Annotated in this window: 22 protein-coding genes; 12 read left to right on the top strand and 10 right to left on the bottom strand. The window is 66.5% G+C overall.

What is annotated here, in order from left to right:
• Window positions 1-458: 458 nt before the first annotated feature.
• The 3 genes from IE243_RS15065 to IE243_RS15055 are packed head-to-tail and all read left to right on the top strand — an operon-like array spanning window position 459 to window position 2,043.
• The gene (locus IE243_RS15065; RefSeq protein ID WP_191320209.1) at window positions 459-1,064 is read left to right on the top strand and encodes a hypothetical protein; all 606 of its coding nucleotides are present in this window, start codon (window positions 459-461) and stop codon (window positions 1,062-1,064) included.
• Window positions 1,065-1,067: 3 nt separating this feature from the next.
• Complete coding sequence (locus IE243_RS15060; RefSeq protein ID WP_191320208.1) at window positions 1,068-1,763, top strand: OmpA family protein; 696 nt, start codon at window positions 1,068-1,070, stop codon at window positions 1,761-1,763.
• 28 nt (window positions 1,764-1,791) lie between these two features.
• The gene (locus tag IE243_RS15055) at window positions 1,792-2,043 is read left to right on the top strand and encodes a zinc ribbon domain-containing protein (RefSeq protein WP_191320207.1); all 252 of its coding nucleotides are present in this window, start codon (window positions 1,792-1,794) and stop codon (window positions 2,041-2,043) included.
• 294 nt (window positions 2,044-2,337) lie between these two features.
• Here the strand turns inward: IE243_RS15055 and IE243_RS15050 are convergent, their stop codons facing one another.
• The gene (locus IE243_RS15050) at window positions 2,338-5,838 is read right to left on the bottom strand and encodes a hybrid sensor histidine kinase/response regulator (RefSeq protein ID WP_191320206.1); all 3,501 of its coding nucleotides are present in this window, start codon (window positions 5,836-5,838) and stop codon (window positions 2,338-2,340) included.
• A gap of 256 nt (window positions 5,839-6,094) precedes the next feature.
• Here IE243_RS15050 and mscL point away from each other — a divergent pair, with 256 nt between their 5' ends.
• The 3 genes from mscL to IE243_RS15035 all read left to right on the top strand — a co-directional run bounded on the left by mscL (window position 6,095) and on the right by IE243_RS15035 (window position 7,692).
• Window positions 6,095-6,508: a large conductance mechanosensitive channel protein MscL gene (gene mscL, locus IE243_RS15045; protein WP_191320205.1), complete on the top strand. Its 414-nt coding sequence runs from the start codon at window positions 6,095-6,097 to the stop codon at window positions 6,506-6,508.
• Window positions 6,509-6,917: 409 nt separating this feature from the next.
• Window positions 6,918-7,211, top strand: a complete 294-nt coding sequence (locus IE243_RS15040; RefSeq protein ID WP_191320204.1) for a GCG_CRPN prefix-to-repeats domain-containing protein — start codon at window positions 6,918-6,920, stop codon at window positions 7,209-7,211.
• 148 nt (window positions 7,212-7,359) lie between these two features.
• A complete protein-coding gene (locus tag IE243_RS15035) occupies window positions 7,360-7,692 on the top strand; it encodes a hypothetical protein (protein WP_191320203.1) in 333 nt (110 codons plus the stop codon).
• Window positions 7,693-7,780: 88 nt separating this feature from the next.
• On the opposite strand, the gene IE243_RS15030 is transcribed toward IE243_RS15035, so the two are convergent.
• From IE243_RS15030 to IE243_RS15020, 3 genes are all read right to left on the bottom strand, one after another.
• Complete coding sequence (locus IE243_RS15030) at window positions 7,781-7,960, bottom strand: hypothetical protein (protein ID WP_191320202.1); 180 nt, start codon at window positions 7,958-7,960, stop codon at window positions 7,781-7,783.
• A 297-nt stretch (window positions 7,961-8,257) separates the two neighbouring features.
• Window positions 8,258-9,523, bottom strand: coding sequence for an alpha/beta hydrolase (locus tag IE243_RS15025; protein ID WP_191320201.1), 1,266 nt, complete (start codon window positions 9,521-9,523; stop codon window positions 8,258-8,260).
• A gap of 129 nt (window positions 9,524-9,652) precedes the next feature.
• Window positions 9,653-10,630, bottom strand: a complete 978-nt coding sequence (locus IE243_RS15020; RefSeq protein WP_191320200.1) for a DMT family transporter — start codon at window positions 10,628-10,630, stop codon at window positions 9,653-9,655.
• Window positions 10,631-10,987: 357 nt separating this feature from the next.
• Between IE243_RS15020 and IE243_RS15015 the strand changes: the two genes are divergently transcribed.
• The 4 genes from IE243_RS15015 to IE243_RS15000 all read left to right on the top strand — a co-directional run bounded on the left by IE243_RS15015 (window position 10,988) and on the right by IE243_RS15000 (window position 15,573).
• Window positions 10,988-12,520 (top strand): acyl-CoA synthetase, encoded by a 1,533-nt coding sequence (locus IE243_RS15015; RefSeq protein WP_191320199.1) that lies wholly within the window; start codon window positions 10,988-10,990, stop codon window positions 12,518-12,520.
• A 241-nt stretch (window positions 12,521-12,761) separates the two neighbouring features.
• Window positions 12,762-13,358, top strand: a complete 597-nt coding sequence (locus tag IE243_RS15010) for an NUDIX hydrolase (protein ID WP_191320221.1) — start codon at window positions 12,762-12,764, stop codon at window positions 13,356-13,358.
• A 61-nt stretch (window positions 13,359-13,419) separates the two neighbouring features.
• Window positions 13,420-14,607 (top strand): serine hydrolase domain-containing protein, encoded by a 1,188-nt coding sequence (locus IE243_RS15005; protein WP_191320198.1) that lies wholly within the window; start codon window positions 13,420-13,422, stop codon window positions 14,605-14,607.
• Between the two features lie 249 nt (window positions 14,608-14,856).
• Window positions 14,857-15,573 carry a TerC family protein gene (locus IE243_RS15000; RefSeq protein WP_191320197.1) on the top strand — a complete coding sequence of 239 codons (717 nt, stop codon included), beginning with the start codon at window positions 14,857-14,859 and terminating at the stop codon, window positions 15,571-15,573.
• A 262-nt stretch (window positions 15,574-15,835) separates the two neighbouring features.
• Here the strand turns inward: IE243_RS15000 and IE243_RS14995 are convergent, their stop codons facing one another.
• From IE243_RS14995 to IE243_RS14980, 4 genes are all read right to left on the bottom strand, one after another.
• A complete protein-coding gene (locus tag IE243_RS14995) occupies window positions 15,836-16,285 on the bottom strand; it encodes an arsenate-mycothiol transferase ArsC (RefSeq protein WP_191320196.1) in 450 nt (149 codons plus the stop codon).
• Between the two features lie 52 nt (window positions 16,286-16,337).
• The gene (locus IE243_RS14990) at window positions 16,338-16,865 is read right to left on the bottom strand and encodes a UPF0262 family protein (protein ID WP_191320195.1); all 528 of its coding nucleotides are present in this window, start codon (window positions 16,863-16,865) and stop codon (window positions 16,338-16,340) included.
• Between the two features lie 87 nt (window positions 16,866-16,952).
• Window positions 16,953-18,263, bottom strand: a complete 1,311-nt coding sequence (gene hisD / locus IE243_RS14985; protein ID WP_191320194.1) for a histidinol dehydrogenase — start codon at window positions 18,261-18,263, stop codon at window positions 16,953-16,955.
• A gap of 1 nt (window position 18,264) precedes the next feature.
• Window positions 18,265-18,717: a DUF2948 family protein gene (locus tag IE243_RS14980; protein ID WP_191320193.1), complete on the bottom strand. Its 453-nt coding sequence runs from the start codon at window positions 18,715-18,717 to the stop codon at window positions 18,265-18,267.
• A 249-nt stretch (window positions 18,718-18,966) separates the two neighbouring features.
• On the opposite strand from IE243_RS14980, the gene IE243_RS14975 reads away from it, so the two are divergent.
• Together IE243_RS14975 and IE243_RS23790 are read left to right on the top strand one after the other, a co-directional pair.
• Window positions 18,967-19,611, top strand: a complete 645-nt coding sequence (locus IE243_RS14975; protein WP_191320222.1) for a hypothetical protein — start codon at window positions 18,967-18,969, stop codon at window positions 19,609-19,611.
• A gap of 63 nt (window positions 19,612-19,674) precedes the next feature.
• Window positions 19,675-19,809, top strand: coding sequence for a hypothetical protein (locus IE243_RS23790; RefSeq protein WP_280514602.1), 135 nt, complete (start codon window positions 19,675-19,677; stop codon window positions 19,807-19,809).
• 5 nt (window positions 19,810-19,814) lie between these two features.
• On the opposite strand, the gene murA is transcribed toward IE243_RS23790, so the two are convergent.
• Both murA and IE243_RS14965 read right to left on the bottom strand, forming a co-directional pair.
• Complete coding sequence (murA, locus tag IE243_RS14970; protein WP_191320192.1) at window positions 19,815-21,110, bottom strand: UDP-N-acetylglucosamine 1-carboxyvinyltransferase; 1,296 nt, start codon at window positions 21,108-21,110, stop codon at window positions 19,815-19,817.
• 492 nt (window positions 21,111-21,602) lie between these two features.
• Window positions 21,603-21,920, bottom strand: coding sequence for a hypothetical protein (locus IE243_RS14965; protein WP_210319870.1), 318 nt, complete (start codon window positions 21,918-21,920; stop codon window positions 21,603-21,605).
• Between the last annotated feature and the right edge of the window lie 228 nt (window positions 21,921-22,148).

Below are 22,148 nucleotides of genomic sequence, written 5' to 3'. Positions count from 1 at the left end.
AATTCGCTCAAAACAAAAAAACTGGAGCAGTTTGCGATCCAGATTGATCGAAAACTGCCCTAATACGTGATGGTTGCCTCCGTTTGGGTAGCGTCATGGCGTGATGATAGGGCATGTTGGTTGTGACGCCTGCATCACGTTGTGTTTTGTTCAGGCGCCGCAGGCGTCCGCATGGGGCAGCCGCCTGGACGGGCCGAACAGTTTCTGGCGCCGGCTCCGCCGCGTCGCCCCGTTGGGGCGCCCCCTGCAGTCAAAGCCTGTTCTGGCTCCTCCACCCCGGCCCGTTGCGCGTTCACACGTCCGTGGAATGGGGCGGATGCGGCCGCCATGGCGTATTTTTGATCCCGCCCCCGACGCAGGCCGGGTTAGAACGGCTGCGCCGCGACGCAGGCCAGGCGCAGCGGCGCGGAACAGGCAGACAGACAGCCGCCGTCTGCACAAACAGGGAAGGTGATTTCATGATGCTCGCGACGATGCCGACAGTCGCCAGGCAAACCACCGCATGTGCTTCCAGCCTCCGGAAATCCGCCCGCGCCGCCAGTGTATTGACCTTTGTCCTTGCTCTGGCCTGGGCGATGTCTGGCGCCTCTGTCCTCGCCCAGTCCGGCGCCCAGTCCGGCGTCCAGTCCGGCGCCGCGGCTCCTGTGGGGGAGGCCGCGCCAGCCGCGTCCGCATCAGAAAAAACCTTCAAGGTTTCAGGCGGACAGGCCAGCGTTCCGGCCGGCGTCACCATCCAGGTGCGCAAGATCGTGGTTGGCGAGGACGCGACCGTCGTCCATCTGGTCGCCTCCTTCGACAGCCGCCGCACCAGCCGCGTCAACCTCAATGAGGCCAACGCCACGCTTGATCTGGGCGACGGCCAGCGCCTGCAATTGCGCCAGCCGGACGACAACCGCTACCTCACCATCGCCAACGGCCAGACCATCGACGCTGAACTGGTGTTTCCGGGACAGATTCCTGACGGGACGAAACAGGTGACTCTCAGCTTCAATGAAGGCAATGAGGGCGACGACCAGAACGCCCCCGGCGTGATCCTGCGTCTGTCGCTCGCAGAAGCGCGCTGATCCATGTGGGGACGGATCCGTCTGCCGGCGTGCATCGCCGCCGTGGTTTTTTCCTGCAGTCCGGCGCTGGCCGACTATGAGGTCACTCGCGGGGCAGGAACTCTCGGCGACCGGACCGGTCGCATTGCCGAACGCCCCGTGGGCGCCAGCACATGGCGCCTCCGCGATGGGCCGCACAGCCTGTGGCGCCAGCGGGAGAAGACGTCGGCTGTCGCCGGCCGGGGAGATGAGTCGTCCTTCCGCATCCGTGAAGTGGCGCCGCACTCCCGCCTGCGGGCCCAGAAACTGCTGGGCGAACTGGGCGCGCGGGAGATGCAGGGCGACATTGTGATCGCCGTGCCTGGCGATGTGCTGTTCGATTTTGACAGGTCGGATATTCGCGCCGACGCCCGGCCGATTCTGGGGCGCATTGCTGAGCTGCTCAAGGCTTATCGCGACGCGCCGGTGCGCATCGAGGGACACACCGACGCCATTGGTTCGGATGTCTACAATCTGGGGCTGTCGCGCCAGCGGGCCGCGTCCGTCGGGGCCTGGCTGGCGGCGCGGGGCATTGCGGCAAGGCGTATGCGCACAGCGGGCTTTGGCGAGGCCCGCCCGGTGGTTGCCAACAATCGTCCCGACGGCTCGGATGACCCGCAGGGGCGTCAACGCAATCGCCGCGTCGAGATCATCATCGGCGCCGGACCCGGCGCGCGCTGACCGTCAAATTGCCAGAAACGGAAAATTCATGTCACTGATTTCATGCCCGGAATGCGGTCGCCAGATTTCTGACCGGGCGCCTGCCTGCCCTGGCTGCGGCTATCCCGTCGCCGACGATAGCGCGGCGCGGCCTGATCGCGTCGTGGGCGTCGCGGGCGTGGCGGGCAACGTCGCTGGCGCCTGGATCACCGCCCGCATGCTGGTTGGGGTGATTGTTGGCGCGATCATGATGATCTGCTTCGCCGCCATCATGATCACGCTGATTCTGGGGACGCGCTAGAGCGCTTTCCGATCAGCCGGAATTGGCCGATCGATCAGAATTCGCTCAAAATAAAAACTGGGGCAATTTGCGATCCAGATTGATCGAAAACTGCTCTAGTGGAACGAATTTGGCGTTTGCGTCCGGTATTCGCTCCACCGCCCTGTATCAGGGGATGCGAATGTCGGAAGCAGGCCAACGGAGCATGTTCGAGAGAAGTGGACTCCGCTTTTCGTGAAGAAAGTGCGTCAAAGAAATCGAATGAAGGCCAGGTTCAGGAGCGAGGCTTTGCCTTGACGCATTCGTGGCGCTGTTTCATTCCATCCGCGCCCGCCACTGGGTCAGCAGGGCGCGCAGCGCCGCCGGTTTCAACGGCTTGTGCAGCACGTGAGCGTTTTTCCTCTGTGCTTCCGCCCGCACTTCCGGCGAGCGGTCGGCGGTCAGCAGCACGGCGTGCAGGCCGGGCCCCAGCCGCCAACGCAGGCGGGTGATTGCTTCCAGGCCGTCGCCTTCATCCAGATGATAGTCGGCGATGACGATATCCGGCGCGAAGCGGCGCGCGCCGATCGCCCGGTTGGCCTCATCGAGGCTGCCGCCCGTCGCCACCTCGCAGCCCCAGCCTTCCAGCAGGGCGCGCATGCCCTCCAGAATCGCAGGCTCATTGTCGATGGCGAGAATGCGCATGCCGGTCAGGGGCGTGGCCGGGGCTGGCGTGGGACGGTTGACCTCCGGCGCCGCCACCGGCTCGCGCACCGGCATCGTCACAGAGAACAGCGAGCCCCGCCCTGGCGTGGAGACGACGGACACCTTGTGGTGGAGCACGTGGGCGATGCGCTCGACGATGGACAGACCCAGGCCGAGGCCGCGCGCTTCGCGCATGCCCTGGTCAAGCCGCTGGAACTCGCGGAAAATGAGGCGCTGCTTCGACTCAGGAATGCCAAGGCCGGTATCGGCGACGGCGACGCGCAGACGGTCGCCATGGCGCCGGCAGCCAACGAGCACCTTGCCTGACGGCGTATATTTGATGGCGTTGGAAATGAGGTTCTGCAGCAGCCGGCGCAGCAGCCGCCGGTCTGAGCGCACGTGCAGCGACGATGGCAACACCTTCAGCGTCAGGCCCTTCTCACGGGCCATGGGCGCGAATTCGCGTTGCAACTGGTCGAGCAGGGGGCCGATCGGGAAAATTGAAAATTCAGCCCGCATCTGCCCGGCGTCGAGGCGTGAGATGTCAAGCAGCGCCGTGAGGATCTCTTCCACCGCGTCGAGGGAGCCGACGATGTTGTCGATCATCGGGCGGGCCTCGCCGGCGCCTTCAGGCCGCTCCACCAGCGCGGCGGCGTAGAGGCGGGCGGCGTTCAGCGGCTGCAGGATGTCGTGGCTGGCGGCGGCCAGGAAGCGGGTCTTCGACTGGTTGGCCTCGTCGGCGACGGATTTTGCCCTGGTCAGCGCCACGTTCAGGCGCATCAACTCCTGGGTGCGTTCTTCCACGCGTTTTTCCAGCGTGGCGTAGGCGGCCTCCAGGGCTTCCTCGGCCTCCACCTCCCGCGTCACTTCCGTGTAGGTCGTCACGAAGCCGCCGCCCGGCAGCTTGTTGGAGCGGATTTCGATGACGCTCTCGCCAGGATAGAGCTTGACGCGCGCCGGCGGCCCGTCGCTCAGCAGGCTGGCGAGCCGGTCGGCGACGAGATCGTCGACGTGGCCCGGCCCATAGGCTCCACGGCTGGCGTTGAAGGTCACGACCGCGTCGAGGCCGACGCCGACGCGGACGAAGTCCGGCGGCAGATCATACAGATCAACGAAGGCCTGGTTCCAGGCCAGGATCCGCATGTCGTGATCGAGAATCGTGATGCCCTGCTGGGCGTGGTCGAGGGCGTTCTGCAGAACGTCGCGGTTGTACTGGATGGCCGCGGAGGCGTCGTCCAGCAACGCCATCGCCGTGCTCGACGACAGCTTGTCGGAGCTGTTGAGCAGCGACAGCATCAGGCGCGACGACGCGGCGCCGATGACGGACGCCAGCAGGTGTTCGGCAAAACGGATGGTCTGGATGTCCGCCGGGGCCGGTCCCCTGGCTGGCTCCTGACGGGTGGCGTTGAAACCGGCGAAGGCCGAGCGGGCGCGATCCTCGCCGAGATAACGCGCCACGGCGTCATACAGGTCATCAAAGGTGGCGACTCCGCGCACCGGCATCGGGCTCTGGCTCATGCGCGGTTCCGGCGAGCGGAAGGCATAGGCCTGAAGGCGCTCGATGGCGCTGGCCGGGCGTAGCAGGGAACAGGTGACATAGAAGACAATATTGAGGCCAAGGCTCCAGAGGACCCCGGGGGTGATATTTTCCGGACCGGCCCCGGTCAACACCGCTGGATTGATGATGCGCAGGCCGAAGGGGCCAGTCAGGAAGGAACTGCCCAGGCTCTGCGGGTCAGCGATCGCCGGCAGCAGCAGCATCCAGGCCCAGGCAAGCCAGGCGACGCTGAGCCCGGCCACCGCCCCCAGCGCCGTGCCGCGCCGCCAGACAAGGCCGCCGATGAAAGGCGGCGCGATCTGGGCGATGGCGGCGAATGACAGCAGCCCGGTCGCCGCCAGCGCCGCGTTCGCCGCGTTTTCATTGTAAAACCAGGCCAGCGCCATCACCAGCACGATGGCGCAGCGACGGATGCCCAAAACCACCGGGCCCATGCCGGAGCGGATGTGCAGGCCGCGCGCCGCCCGGGCCGAACGCCAGCGCAGCAACACCGGCATGACCAGGTCGTTGGAGATCATGATCGCCAGGGCGACGGAGTCGACGATCACCATGGCCGTCGCGGCGGAAAGGCCGCCGATGAAGGCCAGCAGCGCCACCCAGCCGGCGCCTGCGTGCAGCGGCAGCTGCAGCAGGGTCATGTCCCGGTCGGTGGCGTTGGGAAACATCGAGATGCCGGCGAGGGCGATCGGGATGACGAACAGGTTGATCAACGCCAGATATGCGGCGAACATCCACGCCATGCGCGGCGCGTCGCTCACCCGGCGGTTCTCCACGATCATCATGTGAAACTGGCGCGGCAACAGCAGCGCGGCGCAGGCCGACAACAGCACCAGCGTCGCCAGATTGAGCGGGCTGGACGTCATTTCCAGAAAACGCGTGGGCGAGGTGGCGTCGGCGCGGGCGACGATGTCGGTCACGCCGCCGAACATCACATAAGTGATGAACAGCCCGACGGCGAGAAACGCGACCAGCTTGACGACAGACTCCACGGCGATGGCGGCGACGAGCCCCTGCTGGTGTTCGGTGGCGTCGACCCGCCGGGTGCCGAACGCCACGGCGAACAGCGCCAGCACCACCGCCGCCATCACGCTGATCCACTCCATCCACGATGCGGTCTTGCCGTCGATGGCGGCGAGAAACGCGGTGAGTGAAACCGAGACGGCCTTGAGCTGCAGGGCGATATAGGGAACCGAGCCGGTGACGGCGATCAGCGCGACGATGGCCGCGACCTTCTGGCTCTTGCCGTAGCGGGCCGCCACGAAGTCGGCGACGGAGGTAATGTTCTGGGCGCGGCTGAGGGCAATGATGCGCATGATCAGCCGGGCGCCGAGAACCAGCGCCAGCGCCGGTCCGATATAGATCATCAGGAAGTCGAGGCCGGAGCGGGCGGCGAACCCGACCGAGCCGTAGAATGTCCAGGACGTGCAGTAGACGGCGATGGTCAGCGGATAGATCAACATCCGCAGGCGCCCGTCGAGCCACCGCCCGGCGCGCCGGTCGCCAAACCACGCGACGCCAAAAAGCGCGCACAGATAAAGTAACGCGGCGGCGATCACCATCCAGCTGTCGGGCATGGGACTCCTGTCGTCTGGGGTGGCGGGCCCGCCGCGTGGAGCGACAGGATTGAGGGCCGACCTGTCCAGGGCAAGGTTGCACGCGCGTTTGTGTAACGATCAATAACCTTTACCAGGTTATCCAGCAAAGAAGGTGAGACCAAACTTTGGCGGGCGCAAGCATCTCGCGGCCTGGGGGCGGCTCGCCGTCAGGAGCCAGGAGGCTGGACGTGGGCCGGCCAGGCATCGCGACGCCGATCTTGAGGAGAAAAGCAGGATGTTGAGTGAATTCAAAAAATTCGCCATGCGCGGCAACGTCGTTGATCTCGCGATCGGCGTGATCATCGGCGCGGCTTTCAGCGGCATCGTTAACTCGCTGGTGGCGGATATTTTCATGCCCATCATCGGCTGGGTTACCGGCGGCCTCGATTTCACCAATCACTTCATCGCATTGGGCAAGGACGTCACCGCCACGTCCTATGCTGAAGCCCAGAAGCAGGGCGCCGTCATTGGCTATGGCCGGTTCATCACCCTGGCGGTGAACTTCATGATTGTCGCCTGGATCCTGTTTCTGGTGGTGCGCGGCATCAACAGGTTGAAGGCGAAGGAAGAGGCGACGCCGGAGACGCCCGCCGACGTCGTGCTGCTCGCTGAAATTCGCGACCTGCTGGCGGCGAAGAAAGCCGGCTGACACCTGGCGGCGTCCCCGCGCTTTCGTTGACGAAGGCGGCGCCCTTGCCGGAAGGCGCCCTTGTGTGAATGTCGTTGCGCCGGGCGGGTTCTCCAGCCCGGCGTTGTTTTCCGCAGGGTGGGACGAGTGTTCCCACGTCGCCAGCTCCATCCGACAAGACGGGGGCGGCAGAGATTATTTGAACAGAATTCGCCATTTGTTCGCCATGATGAATGCGCGATGAATCCAGCCGGTGCGCCCAAATGCCTGTCTGCAAATGGGAATACCATTTGTTAACTATTATTCACGCCTTCTTCTCTTGTCTGCAACTGCCTGCGGTTTTTCATGTTTGCGCCGAAAACCGATGGTCTGATGCAACCAATCAGGGAGACAGGCGTTTCCCTGCAGGAATGATTGCGGAGGAGTGACAATGAAATTCGCCCTGACCGCCAGCGCTTTTGCTGGCGCCATGCTTTTCGCTTCGGGCGCATTCGCCATGCCCGCGGCTTCGGGTCTGGCCCAGCCCGCGCAGGCGGATGGCTATGTGACCCATGTCGCCCAGGGCTGTGGCGCCGGCGGCTGGCGGACGCCGTCTGGCCGTTGCGCCTACGGCCGCCCCGGTTATGCGCCTGCGCCGCGCTATGCGCCGCCGCCGCGCTACTATGGTCCGCCGCGCTGCTTCGTCCGGCACACCCCTTACGGTCCGCGCCGCGTCTGCCGCTAAGGAATTTCCGGAATAGCGGCTGCCCTGCGCCAGGCAACGCTCTGGCGGGTATTTTGTAACAACACACCAATGGTTTCCGGGCCGGAGCGCTGACCGGCAAGGCCGACAGGCCGCAAGGCCCGGGACCCTGTATAAAGAAGAGAAACGTATGAAGACTGCATCTGCAATGTTGTCTGGCGCACGCATCGCCGGTTTCGCCGCAATCGCCGGCGTGTTGATGGCGGCGTCGGGCGCGATGGCGGCTCCGGCAGGCGCCGGCGCCGGCGTCCTTGGAGGCGAGGGCGCGCCAATGGTGTCGACCGTTGCCGGCGGATGTGGCCACGGCATGTACCGGGGGCCAGGCGGCCGCTGCTATCGTGCTGCTGGTCCGCACGCCCACCGTCCGCCGCCGCCTCCGCCGCGCCACTATCATGCGCCGCGCCGGGCGCCCCATTGCGTGGTGCAGCACACCCCGCACGGCCCGCGTCGCATCTGCCGCTGATCGTCTGGCGGGGATCGTCTTGCAAAATGAAAACGGCCCCGTTTCGGGGCCGTTTTTTCATTGAGGCGTCGCGGAGTCCAAAGCCGGTTCAGTTGGTGGACGGGCCAGACTCGCAGGCGGAGCTCCAGGGCTTGTTGATCGGCGTGGCGCGTCCACACTTGTCGCAGGCGGCGAGCGACAGGGCCACGGCGAGCAATGCGCCGCATCGCACGGTGATCCGTGCGGCGCGCTTCAGGCGCTGCTGGCGGCGGTCGATAGTGGCTTCCATATCGGTTCTCCCAGAACAGTTCGGCAAAACAGGACGCGACGTCCACGCCCGGATGGCGCCACATCAGGGGCCGCGCGTCATCACACGCTTGATACCAGAACGCGACGCGTATGGCTCATTGCGTTCTGGCGAAGCCCGGGCTGCGCAAAGCATGTCCTGCGGGCCGCGCGTGACGCTGATTTGAACTTTGCAGGTCGCGGATGCGTCAGCATCTTCGCGACCTGGCGTAGCGGAACAGCCAGCCGTGGCGATTTCACGGCGTGGCTTCAGGGGGATGGGCCCGGGCCGCGCGCTGCATCAGCGCGGAGCCAGCGGCGCGTTGGTTTGTCCGCGCGGCAGCGGCAGGGTGTCGGCGACATTGGAGCCGAGCACCTCGAACTGGTCGCCGAGACCTTCGCGCGTCTTCGGATCGATGATGGCGATCGGCGCCGACACCGCGATGCTGGCGGCCGTGCCGACGGTGGAGGCCGCGCCCACGGCGATCCGTCCCAGCTTGTCGCCAAGCCCCACGCCAGAGTCGCTGAGGGCCTGACCGGCGACCAGCCGGCTGCCGATCATCTGGACCACCTGGGGCGACTGGGCGAACGTGCCGTGGTTGATGGAATCCGACGACTGGACCCCGGTGAGATCAATCAGGACGATGTCGTCGCGCTTCAGTTCGGAGCGATAGGGCTCTGCCTGGGGGTTGATGGCTCCGAGGCGGGTGCGGCCCCAGACGCGGCGTGAAAACGCCAGGGCTTCGTCATCCTGCGAGGTGAAGATGACGAATGGCGGCCGTTTCGGACCAATGGCTGCGATCTGCCGGCGGAAGACGTCGAAATCGACGTCGGGCGCGGCCAGCATCACGCTGTTGATCTTGGGCGCGATGCGGCCGTTGCGGATCGCCATCTGACGCAACGCCTCCAGCGTCACCCAATTGCCCATGGAGTGGGCGAGAATGGCGATCTCACCCACCTGTGGATCACTGTTGAGGGCCGCGAGCAGCTTCTCAAGGGAGTCGCGGGAGAAGTTGCCGCTCTCGCGATCGAAGCCATAGGCGAGCAGGCGGCCGCGCGAGGGCCAGGTGAACAGCACGGGCATGGCCGGCGCGCCGGAATCGTGAATGATCTGGGTGAACCGGTAAACCGCGTCCTCGAAGCTGGTGTTATAGCCGTGCACAAAAACCAGCACCCTGCGCTGGCGCTGTTTGCGCATGCGCTGGTTGAACGCAGCCATCGCCTGGGACTCGGTCAACATTCTGGCGGACAGGGTGGTGAAATCAGTCGCCGGATTGGCCGGCAACTGGCGGGGCCATTGCACGTCGCCAACCTTGCGCGCGCCAGCTGGCGGCACGGAGACGGTGATCTCGGCGAAATTCAGCAGATCGGAACGCTCGCCGGTGAACATCTGGCCTGGGAGGGCGTTATCCGGGCTGCGCGTGGTGGCCACCAGCATGCTGACCGGCGTGGCGCCCGGATAGACGGCTCCCTGTTCCGGCTGCAACACATTCCGGGCGCGACCACTGCATCCTGCCAGCAGGGCGGCGGCGATCGCGGTGACGGCTAGCACATATAGTCGGCGCATGACGCAGCGTAGCTCCAGAACAGGCGCAGTTAAACCTGCAGTCAGACCCTGCGCGGCGCGCCTTCGGCTCTGCGGCTGGCCGGTCGGGATTGGGGGCGTCCCCCAGCCTCAACCGTTGGACGGGGCACCTTATCGCGCGGTGGGAGCGGGCGCCAGAAGCTGCCCGTCGCCACAGGATGCGGGGCAGGGCGGCGGTGGTGTTTTTGTCACAGGCGCGGGATGGCCGGCGGGGGCGCGGCGCAGCAGCACGATGGCGCTTGCGCTGACCACGAGCGCGAGGCCCAGCCAGTCGGTAAGGGCCGGCGTTTCGCCCAGCATCAGCATGGCGCCGATCACGCCGACGCCCGGCGTCATCAGCGTGCCAATGGCGGCGACGGAGGCCGGCGATCGCGTCAACACGCCAAACCAGATCCACGTGCCGATCGCCTGCGCGGCGACGATATTGTAGGCAAGCCCGAGGAAGCCGTTGGTCAATCCGTGGAATGGAATAGTCGCCCCCTCGAAGGCCAGCATTCCCAGCGTCAGAATGGCGGCCGCGGCGCCGATCTGCCAGGTCGCGGCGATCAGTGGCGGGGCGTTGATCGGGAAGCGCTTCATGAAGACCGCGCCGCAGGCCCAGGACATCGCCGAACCAAGGGCCAGCGCCAGGCCAGCCGAGAGCCCGCCGGCGGCGAGGGCCGGCCATGCCAGCGCCAGCAGACCGGCGGCGCCAAGCGCCAGGCTGAGCGATTTGCGGGCGTCAAGTCGCTCGCCAAGGAAGAACACCGCCATCGCCGTGGCCCACACCGGCATCGAAAACGCGATGATCGCCGCGCGCCCGGTCTCCATCACCATCTGCGCCCAGGCGTTGAGGATGTTGACCAGCGCCATGCCGAAAATGGCGGGAACCAGCACGCGCCACCAGTCGCGCGGGCTGATGCGCAGGCTCTGGCCGCGCCAGAGCGACGCCGCGACCAGCACAAGCGCGGCCCCGGACAGGCTCAGCGCCCGCGTCGTCCATGGGCCGTATTCGAGAATGGCGAATTTGACGATCGGCCAGTTCAGGCCCCAGATCAGGCCAAGAAGCGTGACGAGCGCCAGGTTGTTGCGGGAAGGTTGGGGGTGCATGGGCGCCGGACCTGATATTGCTCCCGGCGATTTGTGCAGCGTTGCGGACGTTATAACAAATGCGTCATGTGCGGGCTTGCTGTGCGAACCTTGCGCTGACGTCATGGCTGGCGCGGTGTGGTCCGTCGCCTGACCAACCGGATTGGAAGCCGATCCAGGCTCTCCTGTTCGAGGGGCCCTGATCGCGCGGACGCTTCCATCTGGTTGGAAAGCACTCCAGGGCTCGCGTCGCCGGGCCCTGTCGCCGTCTGCGGCTTTCGTCGGGCCTTGCCTGGCGGTGTGTTTCGTAGAAATCTTGGTTCACGCTCCCGGCAACCAACAAGATGGAGCGGCCAATGTATTCGGGAGGGACACTGTATGACGGTTCGTTACTACGACTGGATCGCCCATCACGCGATGCGCACGCCGGAGCGGCTGGCGGTCGTCAATCTGGCGGATGGTCGTGAGTTTTCCTACGCGCAGATGCATGACCGCATCGGTCGGCTGGCGACGCATCTGTCTGCCGGTCTGGGCGTAACCGCTGGCGACCGCGTCGCGGTGCTGGCCCACAACGCGCCCGAAACCCTTGAGGTCCAGTTCGCCTGTGGCCGGCTCGGGGCCATCTTCGTTCCGCTGAACACCCGTCTCACCGTTTCCGAACTGACTTACATTGTTGGCGACGCCGCGCCGCGCGTGATGATTCATGACGCGGAGCTGGCGCCGACGGCACTTGAGGTCGCGGCCGCGTGCCAGACCCCGTCCAGCCTGCAGTTCGACGCCAGCTACGAGGCGGCGCTGGCGGCGGCCCAGCCCTTGCCCAAACGGGCCTGGGCCGAGGTCACCCATGATGACGTCTCGACCATCATGTACACCTCCGGCACCACCGGCCGCCCCAAGGGGGCGATGATCACCCATGGCATGACGTTCTTCAATTGCGTCAACCTTGGCGCCATCGCCGGCGTCGACCAGACCACGGTGCAATTGCTGGTGCTGCCGCTGTTCCACACCGGCGGCCTCAACTGCTACGTCAATCCGACCCTGCACGCCGGCGGCGTGGTTCTGATCATGCGCGCTTTCGATCCGGGCGCGACCTTGCGCCTGATCCATGAGCGGGCATGGGGGCTGAACCTGCTGTTTGGCGTGCCGTCGATTTACCAGTTCCTGTGCCAGCATCCGGATTTCGACAAAACCGATTTCTCGGGCCTGAGGGTCGGCGGCGTCGGCGGCGCGCCGATGCCGGTGCCGCTGCTGCGCATCTGGGAGCAGCGCGGCGTCGCCCTGCAGCAGGGCTATGGCATGACGGAGACCAGCCCCGCCGTACTGGCGCTCGACCAGGCGGACGCCGCGGTCCGGGCAGGCTCGGCCGGAAAGCCGGTGCTGCACACTGAAGTCTGCGTGATGCGGGAGGATGGGACCGAGGCGGCGGCGGGTGAGATCGGCGAGCTGTGGGTGCGCGGCCCCAACGTCACGCCGGGCTACTGGAACCGGCCTGACGCCAACGCCACATCCTTCACCGATGGCTGGCTGCACACCGGCGATGCGACCCGCGTCGACGCTGACGGCTTCTTCTATATCGTCGACCGCTGGAAGGACATGTACATCTCTGGCGGCGAGAACGTCTATCCGGCCGAGGTGGAGGACGTGCTCTACCGGATGTCGCAAATCGCCGAGGCGGCCATCATCGGGGTTCCGGACGAGCGCTGGGGCGAAAGCGGCCTCGCGGTGGTGGTGGTGAAGCCGGGGCAGCAATTGTCGGAGCAGCAGGTCCATGAGCATTGCCGCGCTCACCTCGCCCGCTTCAAGTGCCCGCGCGACGTCGCGTTTGTCGAGGCGCTGCCACGCAACGCCACCGGCAAGGTGCACAAGCCGACCCTGCGCGGTCAGTTCGTGACTGAACCGGAGAAGGTCTGATCCGGCTGGAATGCGCCCTGGGCCGGGCGGCAGGAGCAACCGGCGCGCCAGCCGGAGAAAAAGCCGTTCACGCTGAACTGGGTTTTTCTCTGTCTCTCTGACTGGATGCGTTTTCCACGCGCAAGGTGGCGTTCGCTTTGCTGGAAAACGCTTTTGAGAGGCTGGCGCGCCGTCATGAAAAGCGACAGGCGTGTCTGAGAGTTTTGCTGTGACTGAGAGTTTTGACGAAGTTCGCGCCCGGATGACCGGGCTGATTTCGGGGTTTGAGCGACTTGCTGACCATGATGGCCATGCAGGGTTGAAGCGCGCGGCGGTGGCGATCACCGTGGTCGAGCATCCGCGCGGCGGCGGCGAACTGGCGTTCGTGCTCACCCGCCGGGCCCGCACGCTGCGCTCCCACGGCGGCCAGTGGGCCTTGCCGGGCGGCCGCTGCGATCCGGGGGAGACCATCGTCCAGGCGGCCCTGCGTGAGGTCTCTGAGGAAATCGGCCTTGCCCTCAGCGCCGATGCGGTGCTCGGCGTTCTCGATGACTATCCCACCCGTTCCGGCTACCTGATGACCCCGGTGGTGGTTTGGGCCGGCGATCCCCGCGCCATTGTTCCTAACCCCGCCGAGGTGGCCTCGGTCCATTTCATTCCCCTGGCGCATGTGGCCCGCGAGGATATCGTCAGCTTCGTCACCATTCCCGAAAGCCCCCGCCAGGTCATCCGGCTGTGGATCGACGATGATCACATCCATGCGCCCACGGCGGCGGTGATCTACCAGTTCCGCGAGGTGCTCGCCGGCCGCGACACCCGCGTGCACGAACTGGAGCAGCCGGTCTTCGCCTGGAAATAATCTTCGCTCTTTTGAAAAATCTCTCCGGCCGGACGCCGGACATTCGGGAGTTTCAGCGTTCATGAGCAATTTGCCGACCATCAGGCCTGAGGAAGCCGGCTTTTCCGTCGAGCGTCTCGAGCGGATCAACGCCGTGTTACGCGATCATGTCGACCGGGGCCGGCTTGCCGGCGCGGTGACCATGCTGTCCCGCTTCGGCAAGGTGGCGCACTTCTCCGCTGTCGGCATGCGCGATCCGGCGACGGGCGAGAACCTGCAGACCGACGCCCTGTTCCGCTGCTATTCCATGACGAAGCCGATCGTCTCCACCATGATCATGATGCTGGTGGAGCGCGGCCAGTTGCTGATCTCGGATCCGGTCGCCAAATACATTCCCGCGTTCGCCAGCACGAAGGTGGCGGTGAAGCGCGATGGCGTGCTGACGCTGGAGGATCAGGCGCGGCCGATGACCGTGCAGGACCTGCTGCGCCACACGTCGGGCCTCAGCTACGAATTCCTCGCGATGCCCGAGTTGCAGCAGATGTACATGGACGCCCGGATTTTCCGGCGCAACTGGACCAGCATGGAGCACGCCGAAGCCCTGGCCCAGCTGCCGCTCAACAGTCAGCCGGGAACCCAGTGGGACTATGGCCGCTCCACGGATATTCTGGGAACCATCGTCGAAGTCGTCACCGGCTCCTCCCTTGGCGACGCCCTGCGCGAGCACATTTTCGATCCGCTCGGCATGGACGACACCGGCTTTTATGTGCCGGAAGGTTCGCTCCACCGGCTGGCCGAGCCGTTGCCGCAGGACCCCGACACCGGCGAGGCGGTGAAGCTGCTCGACGTGACGAAGCCGGTCCAGTTCGAGTCTGGCGGCGGCGGCCTGGTGTCGTCGGCGATGGATTACGCCCGCTTCATCCAGATGATCCAGAATGGCGGCGTGCTCGGCTCGACGCGGCTGTTGAGCCGCAAGACCGTGAGCTTCATGGCCTCCAACCATCTGCCAGAGGGCACGCCGGTCGGCTCCGATCTCCTGCCGCCGGGCCACGGCTTTGGCCTCGGCTTCGCCGTGCGCACCCACGATGGCCTGGCGCCGTCGCCGGGCGGGGCGGGGCAGTTCTTCTGGAGCGGCATTGCCGGCACCACCTTCTGGATCGACCCGGAGGAGGAGTTCTTCGCATTGTTGATGATCCAGGTGCCGCCGAACCAGCGCGAGGAGTACCGGCACCTGTTCCGCAACCTGGCCTACGGCGCCTTCGGCGATTGAGCATCGCGCCCGCCGCGCCTGGCAACGGGCGCTGCGGGCGGCGTCATTTCGTAACCTGGAGGGCAGGGGCGCCGTTCCCGGCGCCGGGGGCGGGCCGCGTGAGCGTTTTCCCGACAGGCGAGGGCGCCGCGCCCACGAAACCGGCTTTGCGCCTGTTATTTGCGCATTGGGGCGCCTGCGGGTAAATCCTCACGCATCGCCGCGCCCGGACCTCGTCACATCGCGGTTCATTCAACGTCAGGATACTGCATGTCTGCCTGGTGGCCTGAAATCGTCGCTGCGCTCCAGATTATCTGGATCGATCTTGTCCTGTCGGGCGACAATGCGGTGGTCATTGCCCTGGCCTGCCGGGGGTTGCCGGCCAAACAGCGCAAATGGGGCATTATTTTAGGCGCCGGCGCCGCCATTATCCTGCGCGTGATTTTCGCCCTGCTGGTCATCCAGTTGCTGCAGGTGCCGTTCCTCAAGGTCATTGGCGCCTTCCTCCTGCTGCGCATCGCCGTCGGCCTGACCAAGGGGCAGGAGGACGAGCACGACGAAATCCGCGAGTCGGGCAAACTGTGGGGCGCCGTCTGGACCATCGTCGTCGCCGATGCGGTGATGAGCCTCGATAATGTGATCGCCATCGCCGCGGTGGCCCAGGATCACATCGGCATGCTGATTTTCGGCCTTGCCCTGTCGATCCCGCTGATCGTTTTTGGCGCCAATATCCTGGTGAAGGCCATCGACCGCTTCCCCATCCTGATCTGGGCCGGCGCGGCGTTGCTCGGCTGGGTGGCCGGCGGCATGCTGATTACCGATCCGTGGATGGTGAAAACGCTCGGAGCCGACGCCGTGGCGATCTGGAAGCTTCCAGTCGAGGCGGCGGGCGTGCTGCTGGTGGTTGGCCTTGGCTGGCTGATGCGACGGCTGGCCCAGCGCCGGCGGGCGGCCAGCGCCGATGCGGATGTCGGGGGCGGCATCTGACGCCAGGTCGTGACGCTGCTCTGGCGCATCCGGGATCTGCACGCCTGGTCCTGCGTGACGCGCGTCGTTGCGGGCAACGCTTCTTGCAGGCAACGTCCTGCGCCGCCTGCGCGTCGAACCAAAATCAGGGGGGGCAGACCCATTGGGTTTTGGCATGCGCGAGGGGATGCATTAGCGCTCCCCTTGTTCCAGTTTGCCCTTGATATGATCCGGGCGACATGCGCCCGGCGCACCAGCGACATTGCGCCAGCGACCGTTCCTGTCAGACCTGGTCGCGGAAGCGTGCGATAATCCGCTTCTGCAGATGATCGCGCACGGCGCGGTAGGCCTGCAGCATCTGGTCGCGCGAGCCATGCATCGCCGTGGCGTCAGCCGTCGGCCAGTACTCCACCTCCACCGCCAGCGTGCGCGTCAGTTCGAGCGCCGCGTGGTGCGCCTCAGGCGAGAGGGTGACAATCAGGTCGAAATTCAGCCCCTCGTACTCTTCAAGCTCATCGAGGGTGCGCGGGCGATGGCGGCTGGCGTCCACCCCCATCTCGTCCAGCACGGCGACGGCGAACGGGTCGAGATCATCCTTCCGCACCCCGGCGGACTGCACATAGATGCTCTTTCCGTAATAATGCCGGGCCAGCGCCTCCGCCATCGGCGAACGCACGGCGTTGAGGGCGCAGACGAACAGCACCGCCTGCACCCGCGTTTTCACAGGCTCCATGGGCGCCTTCGCGGCCTGACCCGGCGCCTCAGACGGGAGGACCGCAGTCAACTCAGCCCTTCCAGTGCAGGGCGAAGATGAGGGTGAACAGGCGGCGGGCGGTGTCAAAATCCACCGTCAGCTTGCCGGCCAGCCGTTCCTGCACCAGCGTCGCCGCCTCATCGTGCAGGCCGCGCCGGCCCATGTCGATCGCCTCGATCTGTTGCGGCGAGGCGGAGCGCACCGCAGCGAAATAGCTGTTGCAGACGAGTTCGTAGTCCTTGATCACCCGCCGGAACGGCGTCAGCGACAGATAGTGCGCCGCCACCAGCGCGCCGCTGCCGGCCGGCTCGCCATCTTCCGGCGTCTGCCGCACGGTGAACGCCAGCCGTTTTTCCACCATGGCGAGTTCCAGCGCATAGGGGCCAGCGTCGACATCCGGCACCGCGAAGCTGTTGCTTTCCACAATGTCCCAGATGGCGGCGTTGCGCTCGTGCTCCTGTTCGGGGGCGCCGCGGCCGATCGACTGATCGTCCAGCCTGACGGACGCCAGCCGGTTCCGGGCGGAAGCCGCGCCTGACGAATCTCCGCTTGCGGACATGGCGGCTCCTTCCCGGCCCTGCCAGAGCGCTTCCGGTCGGATCCGTCCAAGGTGAACGGATCCTGCGCTGGCGCATGGTTCCCGTCGTTAGAGATTGAGGCGGATAGCCACCGAGCGGGCGTGCCCCCCGAGCCCCTCGGAATTGGCGAGGCTGATGGCGGACGGTCCGAGCTGGCGCAGCGCCTCCGGCGAACACGACAGTATCGAGGTGCGCTTCATGAAGTCCAGCACGCCGAGGCCGGAGGAAAAGCGGGCCGACCGCGCCGTCGGCAGCACGTGATTGGGGCCGCCAACATAATCGCCAATGGCCTCCGGGGTGTGCGAACCGAGGAAGATCGCGCCGGCGTTGCGCACCTGCGCCGCCAGTTCCGCCGCATTGGCGGTTTCGATTTCCAGGTGCTCGGCGGCGATGGCGTTGGCCAGCGGGGCGGCGTCATCCAGATCGCTGACAAGAATGATGGCGCCATTGTCGCGCCAGCTGGCGGCGGCGATCGCGGCGCGAGGCAGGGTTTTCAGCTGACGCTGCACGGCAGCTTCCACGGCGTCCGCGAGGCTTGGGCTGTCGGTGATCAGGATGCACTGCGCCGCCGCGTCATGCTCCGCCTGGGCCAGCAGGTCGGCGGCGATCCAGTCCGGATTGGCGTGGTCGTCGGCGATCACCAGCACCTCGGACGGGCCGGCGATCATGTCGATGCCGACCGTGCCGAACACCCGGCGTTTGGCCGCCGCCACCCAGGCGTTGCCTGGCCCGACGATCTTGGCCACGGGCGCGATGGTGGCCGTGCCATAGGCAAGGGCGCCGATCGCCTGGGCGCCGCCGATGCGGTAGATCTCGTCCACGCCGGCGAGGTCAGCCGCCGCCAGCACCAGCGGGTTCATGGCGTCGTCCGGGGTCGGCGCCACCATGACGATGCGCGGCACGCCAGCGACGCGGGCCGGCACGGCGTTCATCAGCACCGAAGACGGATAACTGGCCGTGCCGCCGGGCACGTAAAGCCCCACGGCGTCGATGGCCGTCCAGCGCCAGCCCATGGTGACGCCCAGCGCGTCCGTGAAGCTGTCGTCCTGCGGCTTCTGACGGCAGTGATAGGCCTCGATGCGGTCGCGGGCGACGATAAGGGCGGCCAGTTCTTCCGGCTTGCAGGCAGCCCTGGCGGCGGCAATCTCCCCGGGACCGACCCGCATGCGCCCGCCGGAGATGTCCAGCCGGTCGAACTTCGCCGTCAGCTCGATGACAGCCGCATCGCCGCGCGCCGCCACGTCAGCGAGAATGGCGCGCGCGCCCTCATCAACGTCCACCGAGGTTTCGCGCTTCTGGCCGAGCAGGCGGGCGAAAGCATGCTGGAAGCCGTCCTGGCGGGCGTCCAGTCGCAGCGCCCCGGGGCCTGTATCAACCATGTCAATGCTCTCCGTCGGTTTCATGGGCGGGACGCCGGATGGCTTCCCACACCGGTCCCAGATCCTTCAGCTGCGCCTCGATGCATTCGACCTCGGCGCGGATGGCGCCGCCGCCGGAAAAATCCAGCCGCAATGCGCCAGACGGGGCTTCGCCTGGTTCGAAGGAAATTGCCAGCAGATTCAGCGCCCCGGCGGAGGGCTCCATTCCCTTGTGGACGACGCGGGCGACGCGGCCGAAATGCAGGGCGCTGAGCCGGCGTTGCGGCCGTCTGGCCGGCGACGACCAGTCGAAACGGCGCAAGGTCAGGACCAGCAGCCCATCGCCCGGTCGCCAGACGATGTCGGCGGGCCGCAGCACGGCGTCCTGAACGTGCGCGGAAATCACCGCAAGGTCTTCGGCGTCAAGCGCCATCAGGCCAAGGGGCGTGCTGTCGTCGGGGGTCAGTTGGCTCATGGTTGCCTGTCGGGCTGGCGTTGAAACCCTGATCTGAACAAGGAAAACCTCAGACCAGAGGAAACATATGCGGGAACGACGTCTGGCGCGCGGCTTGTAACGAACTGTGCATATATCATGATTGATAACGTTTGCGGACGTTGGCGCGGCCGACAAGCGCGGGCGCGTCACAATCCGGCAGGAAACGCTGGAAGCAATAACCCGAAAGGCGCGCCGAACCGTTCGGCGGGCAGGGTCAGGAGAATTCCCATGAGGTTCCGTTCGTTGACGGGGCGCGTGGCCCGGACGGCAAGGGCGACGACAAGGGCAGTGACGATGGCCGTGACAGTCGCGGCGATGGCGGCGATGATGCTGCCGCAGATCGCCGCCGCCCAGCCGGCGGATGATGGCCGCCCGCCGCCGCCGCCCGGCATGCGCCCGCCGCCGCCGCCGCCCGGGTTCCGGCCGCCGCCGCCCCCACCGCCACTGCCGCCGCCGCCCCCGGCGTTCAGGCCTCCGCCACCACCACCACCGCCGGCGTTCAGGCCGCCGCCGCCGCCGCCTCCGCCACCGCCGCCCCCGGCGTTCCGACCACCACCTCCGCCACCGCCGCCGCCCGCCTACGATCGGGGGCGGGATCGTGACTATGATCGCCGCGACCGCGATTACGATCGTCGCGGCTATGACCGCGACTATGACAGGCGTGACCGGGATTATGATCGTCGTGACCGGGACTATGACCGGCGCGGCAGGGACTATGATCGGGGCCGTGACTCCCGTGGCGGCGGTCCGCGCGGCAGTGTTTGCGTCACGTCGCGCGGCAGTTGCCCGACCGGCATGATGCTGCCCCGCAACGCGCCGTGCCAGTGCGATATCCCCGGTTTCGGCGTCAAGCGCGGCGCCGTGGCTTACTGAGCCGCAAATTGCCGGAGCGCGAATACGGATTTTCGTTCCGGCATTGGATGCGAGGCGTTTCGCATGCTGTCGCCGCGCTTTGCCTCAGGGCCGCGTGGTTTCAGCTTCGGACCTGCCAACGACAACAAAAAGGGCGGAGCCAGCGGCTCCGCCCTTTTCTTTGCACATGGCGAACGTCAGGAAAGCCGGGAAACGTGAAGACGTCAGTCGCCGGAGAGGCGCTCCACCTGGGCGCCGCAGCGGCCAAGCTTGGCTTCCAGCGCTTCGAAGCCGCGATCCAGGTGGTAGACCCGGTTGACGGTGGTGTCGCCGTCGGCGGCAAGAGCCGCGATCACCAGCGAGACGGAAGCGCGCAGATCTGTGGCCATCACTGGCGCGCCGGTCAGCCGTTCGACGCCGTCCACCCAGGCCACGTCGCCGTCAAGGCGGATGCGTGAGCCGAGGCGGGCCAGCTCCTGCACGTGCATGAAGCGGTTCTCGAAGATGGTCTCACGGATGCGGCTCGTGCCCTTCGCCCGGGTCAGCAGCGCCATCAACTGGGCCTGGAGATCGGTGGGGAAGCCGGGGAAGGGTTCAGTGGTCACGTCAACCGGATCAATGCCGTGGCCGTTGCGACGCACCCGGATGCCTTCGTTGCTGACCGTAATGTCGGCGCCGGTCCTGACGATGATGTCCAGGGCTGACTGCAACAACTCCGGCCGCGCGCCTTCCAGCAGTACTTCGCCGCCGGTCATGGCCACCGCCATGGCGTAGGTGCCGGCTTCGATGCGGTCCGGCAGCACCGTGTGGCTGGCCCCGCCGAGGCTGCCGACGCCCTGAATGACGACGCGCGACTGGCCGGCGCCGCTGATGCGCGCGCCCATGGCGTTGAGGCAGTCGGCGAGGTCGACCACTTCCGGCTCGCGGGCGGCGTTATCAATGACGGTCTCGCCATCGGCGAGCACAGCCGCCATCAGCGCCGTATGGGTGCCGCCGACGGTGACCTTGGGGAAATCGATATGGGCGCCGCGGAGGCCGCCGGATGGGGCCGTCGCGACCACGTAGCCGCCCTCGATCTCGACCTTCGCTCCCAGCTTCTCCATCACCATCAGCAACAGGTCGACGGGGCGGGTGCCGATGGCGCAGCCGCCGGGCAGGGAAACCCGGGCGCGGCCGGCGCGCGCCACCAGCGGCGCGATGACCCAGAAGCTGGCGCGCATGCGCGACACCAGCTCATAGGGCGCGGTGGTGTCGATGATTGACGCGGCTTTCAGGCGGATGCTCTGGCCGGTCTCCGAGGTCTGCCCCGGCCGCTTGCCGGCGATCGCCGTGTCGACGCCGTGATTGCCGAGAATGCGCAGCAGCTGCTGCACGTCGGCGAGGCGAGGCACATTGTGCAGCTCCAGCGTTTCCGACGTCAGCAGGCTGGCGATCATCAGCGGCAGGGCGGCGTTCTTGGCGCCGGAAATCGGGATGACGCCGTTGAGCGTCGCGCCGCCGGTAATGCGGATACGGTCCATCTATGTGCTCCAGGCGGAACGCCGCCTCTTGTGATCAACAGGGTCTGAAGACAGCTCAGACAGGCCGAAAATGCGACGGCGCCAGACTTCGCGGCCGGGCGCCGAATGCGGATGCTGATAGGGAGCGTTGCAGAAACGCCTGCGCGGGTTTCCAGCAAATCGCCACAAGAACACCGTCCGAAACACCGTCAGGCTGTGGCGGCGCGGAAATCCGGTGTCGCCTGACCTGCTTCCGGCCCCGCCAGGGCGAGGCCAATCGGGTGGCGTTCTCTCCTTCCGGGCCGACGCCTTCTGGTCGGGCGCGCGCAGCCGGATGATTCTGGCAGAACATTAATTTTGGCAGAGGGCGCATTCCCGCACAAGCGCCGGAAAGCCACAGCGACGGCCGGATGCTCCCGGCAATATGGCGTCGTCTCGCGCCCGGGGCGAACGTGCAAGCGCGGACGCGCAGGAAATGGACAAAACGCATCGACGCCAGGGGGCGGCGGCGCCTCAGCCCGCCGCGCCGGCCTTGTCCGGATCGTCGCGGGCGCCGGGCGCGGGCGATGCGGTGTCGGGCGATGCGGTCTCCTGCGCTCGCGCATCCTCACCATGCGAGGGGTCGGCGGCGCGTTCCCGCGTCTGGGTCTTGCGCTTGCGCAAATTGGCCCGCAGCGCCTGCGCCAGCCGTTTCTGTCGTTCTGTCGCTGTTTCGCTCACAACCGCCCCGGCGTTCGGGTTGATCAGGGCGTTCCCGGCAAGGCGGACAGGCCATGCACGAAGACGCTTCATTGCTGGCGGGCGGGTGGGCCAGCCCGTCACCCTTCTCATACAAAGTCCGGCCGCCTGGCGCCAGCAATCATGACAAAGCCGTCAGCGTCGCCTGGCGCGCGTCCTGGATGTCAAAACCGGCGCGTCGCGGAAATCAGCAGCTCTGGTCCCGGCAACGGCGGCCTTCACCGGGTCGTCGCGCCGTCGTGACGCCGGTTGTCAGAGGCGAAAACTGGTCAGACTGCGGCGATTGTCGCGCTTGCGTGGCCGTTGTTTGTCTGGAATGCT

This window comes from Camelimonas fluminis (genome assembly GCF_014656355.1).
In the GTDB taxonomy this organism is placed as follows: domain Bacteria; phylum Pseudomonadota; class Alphaproteobacteria; order Rhizobiales; family Beijerinckiaceae; genus Camelimonas; species Camelimonas fluminis.
The sequence above is the reverse complement of the archived record's forward strand: the minus strand, read 5'-3'. Positions and strand labels throughout refer to the sequence as shown.

Excerpts from the sequence above, each read along its gene's own strand:
- IE243_RS15065 (WP_191320209.1), top strand. The coding sequence starts at position 459 with ATGATGCTCGCGACGATGCCGACAGTCGCCAGGCAAACCACCGCATGT.
- IE243_RS15060 (WP_191320208.1), top strand. The coding sequence starts at position 1,068 with ATGTGGGGACGGATCCGTCTGCCGGCGTGCATCGCCGCCGTGGTTTTT.
- IE243_RS15055 (WP_191320207.1), top strand. The coding sequence starts at position 1,792 with ATGTCACTGATTTCATGCCCGGAATGCGGTCGCCAGATTTCTGACCGG.
- IE243_RS15050 (WP_191320206.1), bottom strand. The coding sequence starts at position 5,838 with ATGCCCGACAGCTGGATGGTGATCGCCGCCGCGTTACTTTATCTGTGC.
- mscL (WP_191320205.1), top strand. The coding sequence starts at position 6,095 with ATGTTGAGTGAATTCAAAAAATTCGCCATGCGCGGCAACGTCGTTGAT.
- IE243_RS15040 (WP_191320204.1), top strand. The coding sequence starts at position 6,918 with ATGAAATTCGCCCTGACCGCCAGCGCTTTTGCTGGCGCCATGCTTTTC.
- IE243_RS15035 (WP_191320203.1), top strand. The coding sequence starts at position 7,360 with ATGAAGACTGCATCTGCAATGTTGTCTGGCGCACGCATCGCCGGTTTC.
- IE243_RS15030 (WP_191320202.1), bottom strand. The coding sequence starts at position 7,960 with ATGGAAGCCACTATCGACCGCCGCCAGCAGCGCCTGAAGCGCGCCGCA.
- IE243_RS15025 (WP_191320201.1), bottom strand. The coding sequence starts at position 9,523 with ATGCGCCGACTATATGTGCTAGCCGTCACCGCGATCGCCGCCGCCCTG.
- IE243_RS15020 (WP_191320200.1), bottom strand. The coding sequence starts at position 10,630 with ATGCACCCCCAACCTTCCCGCAACAACCTGGCGCTCGTCACGCTTCTT.
- IE243_RS15015 (WP_191320199.1), top strand. The coding sequence starts at position 10,988 with ATGACGGTTCGTTACTACGACTGGATCGCCCATCACGCGATGCGCACG.
- IE243_RS15010 (WP_191320221.1), top strand. The coding sequence starts at position 12,762 with ATGACCGGGCTGATTTCGGGGTTTGAGCGACTTGCTGACCATGATGGC.
- IE243_RS15005 (WP_191320198.1), top strand. The coding sequence starts at position 13,420 with ATGAGCAATTTGCCGACCATCAGGCCTGAGGAAGCCGGCTTTTCCGTC.
- IE243_RS15000 (WP_191320197.1), top strand. The coding sequence starts at position 14,857 with ATGTCTGCCTGGTGGCCTGAAATCGTCGCTGCGCTCCAGATTATCTGG.
- IE243_RS14995 (WP_191320196.1), bottom strand. The coding sequence starts at position 16,285 with ATGGAGCCTGTGAAAACGCGGGTGCAGGCGGTGCTGTTCGTCTGCGCC.
- IE243_RS14990 (WP_191320195.1), bottom strand. The coding sequence starts at position 16,865 with ATGTCCGCAAGCGGAGATTCGTCAGGCGCGGCTTCCGCCCGGAACCGG.
- hisD (WP_191320194.1), bottom strand. The coding sequence starts at position 18,263 with ATGGTTGATACAGGCCCCGGGGCGCTGCGACTGGACGCCCGCCAGGAC.
- IE243_RS14980 (WP_191320193.1), bottom strand. The coding sequence starts at position 18,717 with ATGAGCCAACTGACCCCCGACGACAGCACGCCCCTTGGCCTGATGGCG.
- IE243_RS14975 (WP_191320222.1), top strand. The coding sequence starts at position 18,967 with ATGAGGTTCCGTTCGTTGACGGGGCGCGTGGCCCGGACGGCAAGGGCG.
- IE243_RS23790 (WP_280514602.1), top strand. The coding sequence starts at position 19,675 with ATGCTGTCGCCGCGCTTTGCCTCAGGGCCGCGTGGTTTCAGCTTCGGA.
- murA (WP_191320192.1), bottom strand. The coding sequence starts at position 21,110 with ATGGACCGTATCCGCATTACCGGCGGCGCGACGCTCAACGGCGTCATC.
- IE243_RS14965 (WP_210319870.1), bottom strand. The coding sequence starts at position 21,920 with ATGAGAAGGGTGACGGGCTGGCCCACCCGCCCGCCAGCAATGAAGCGT.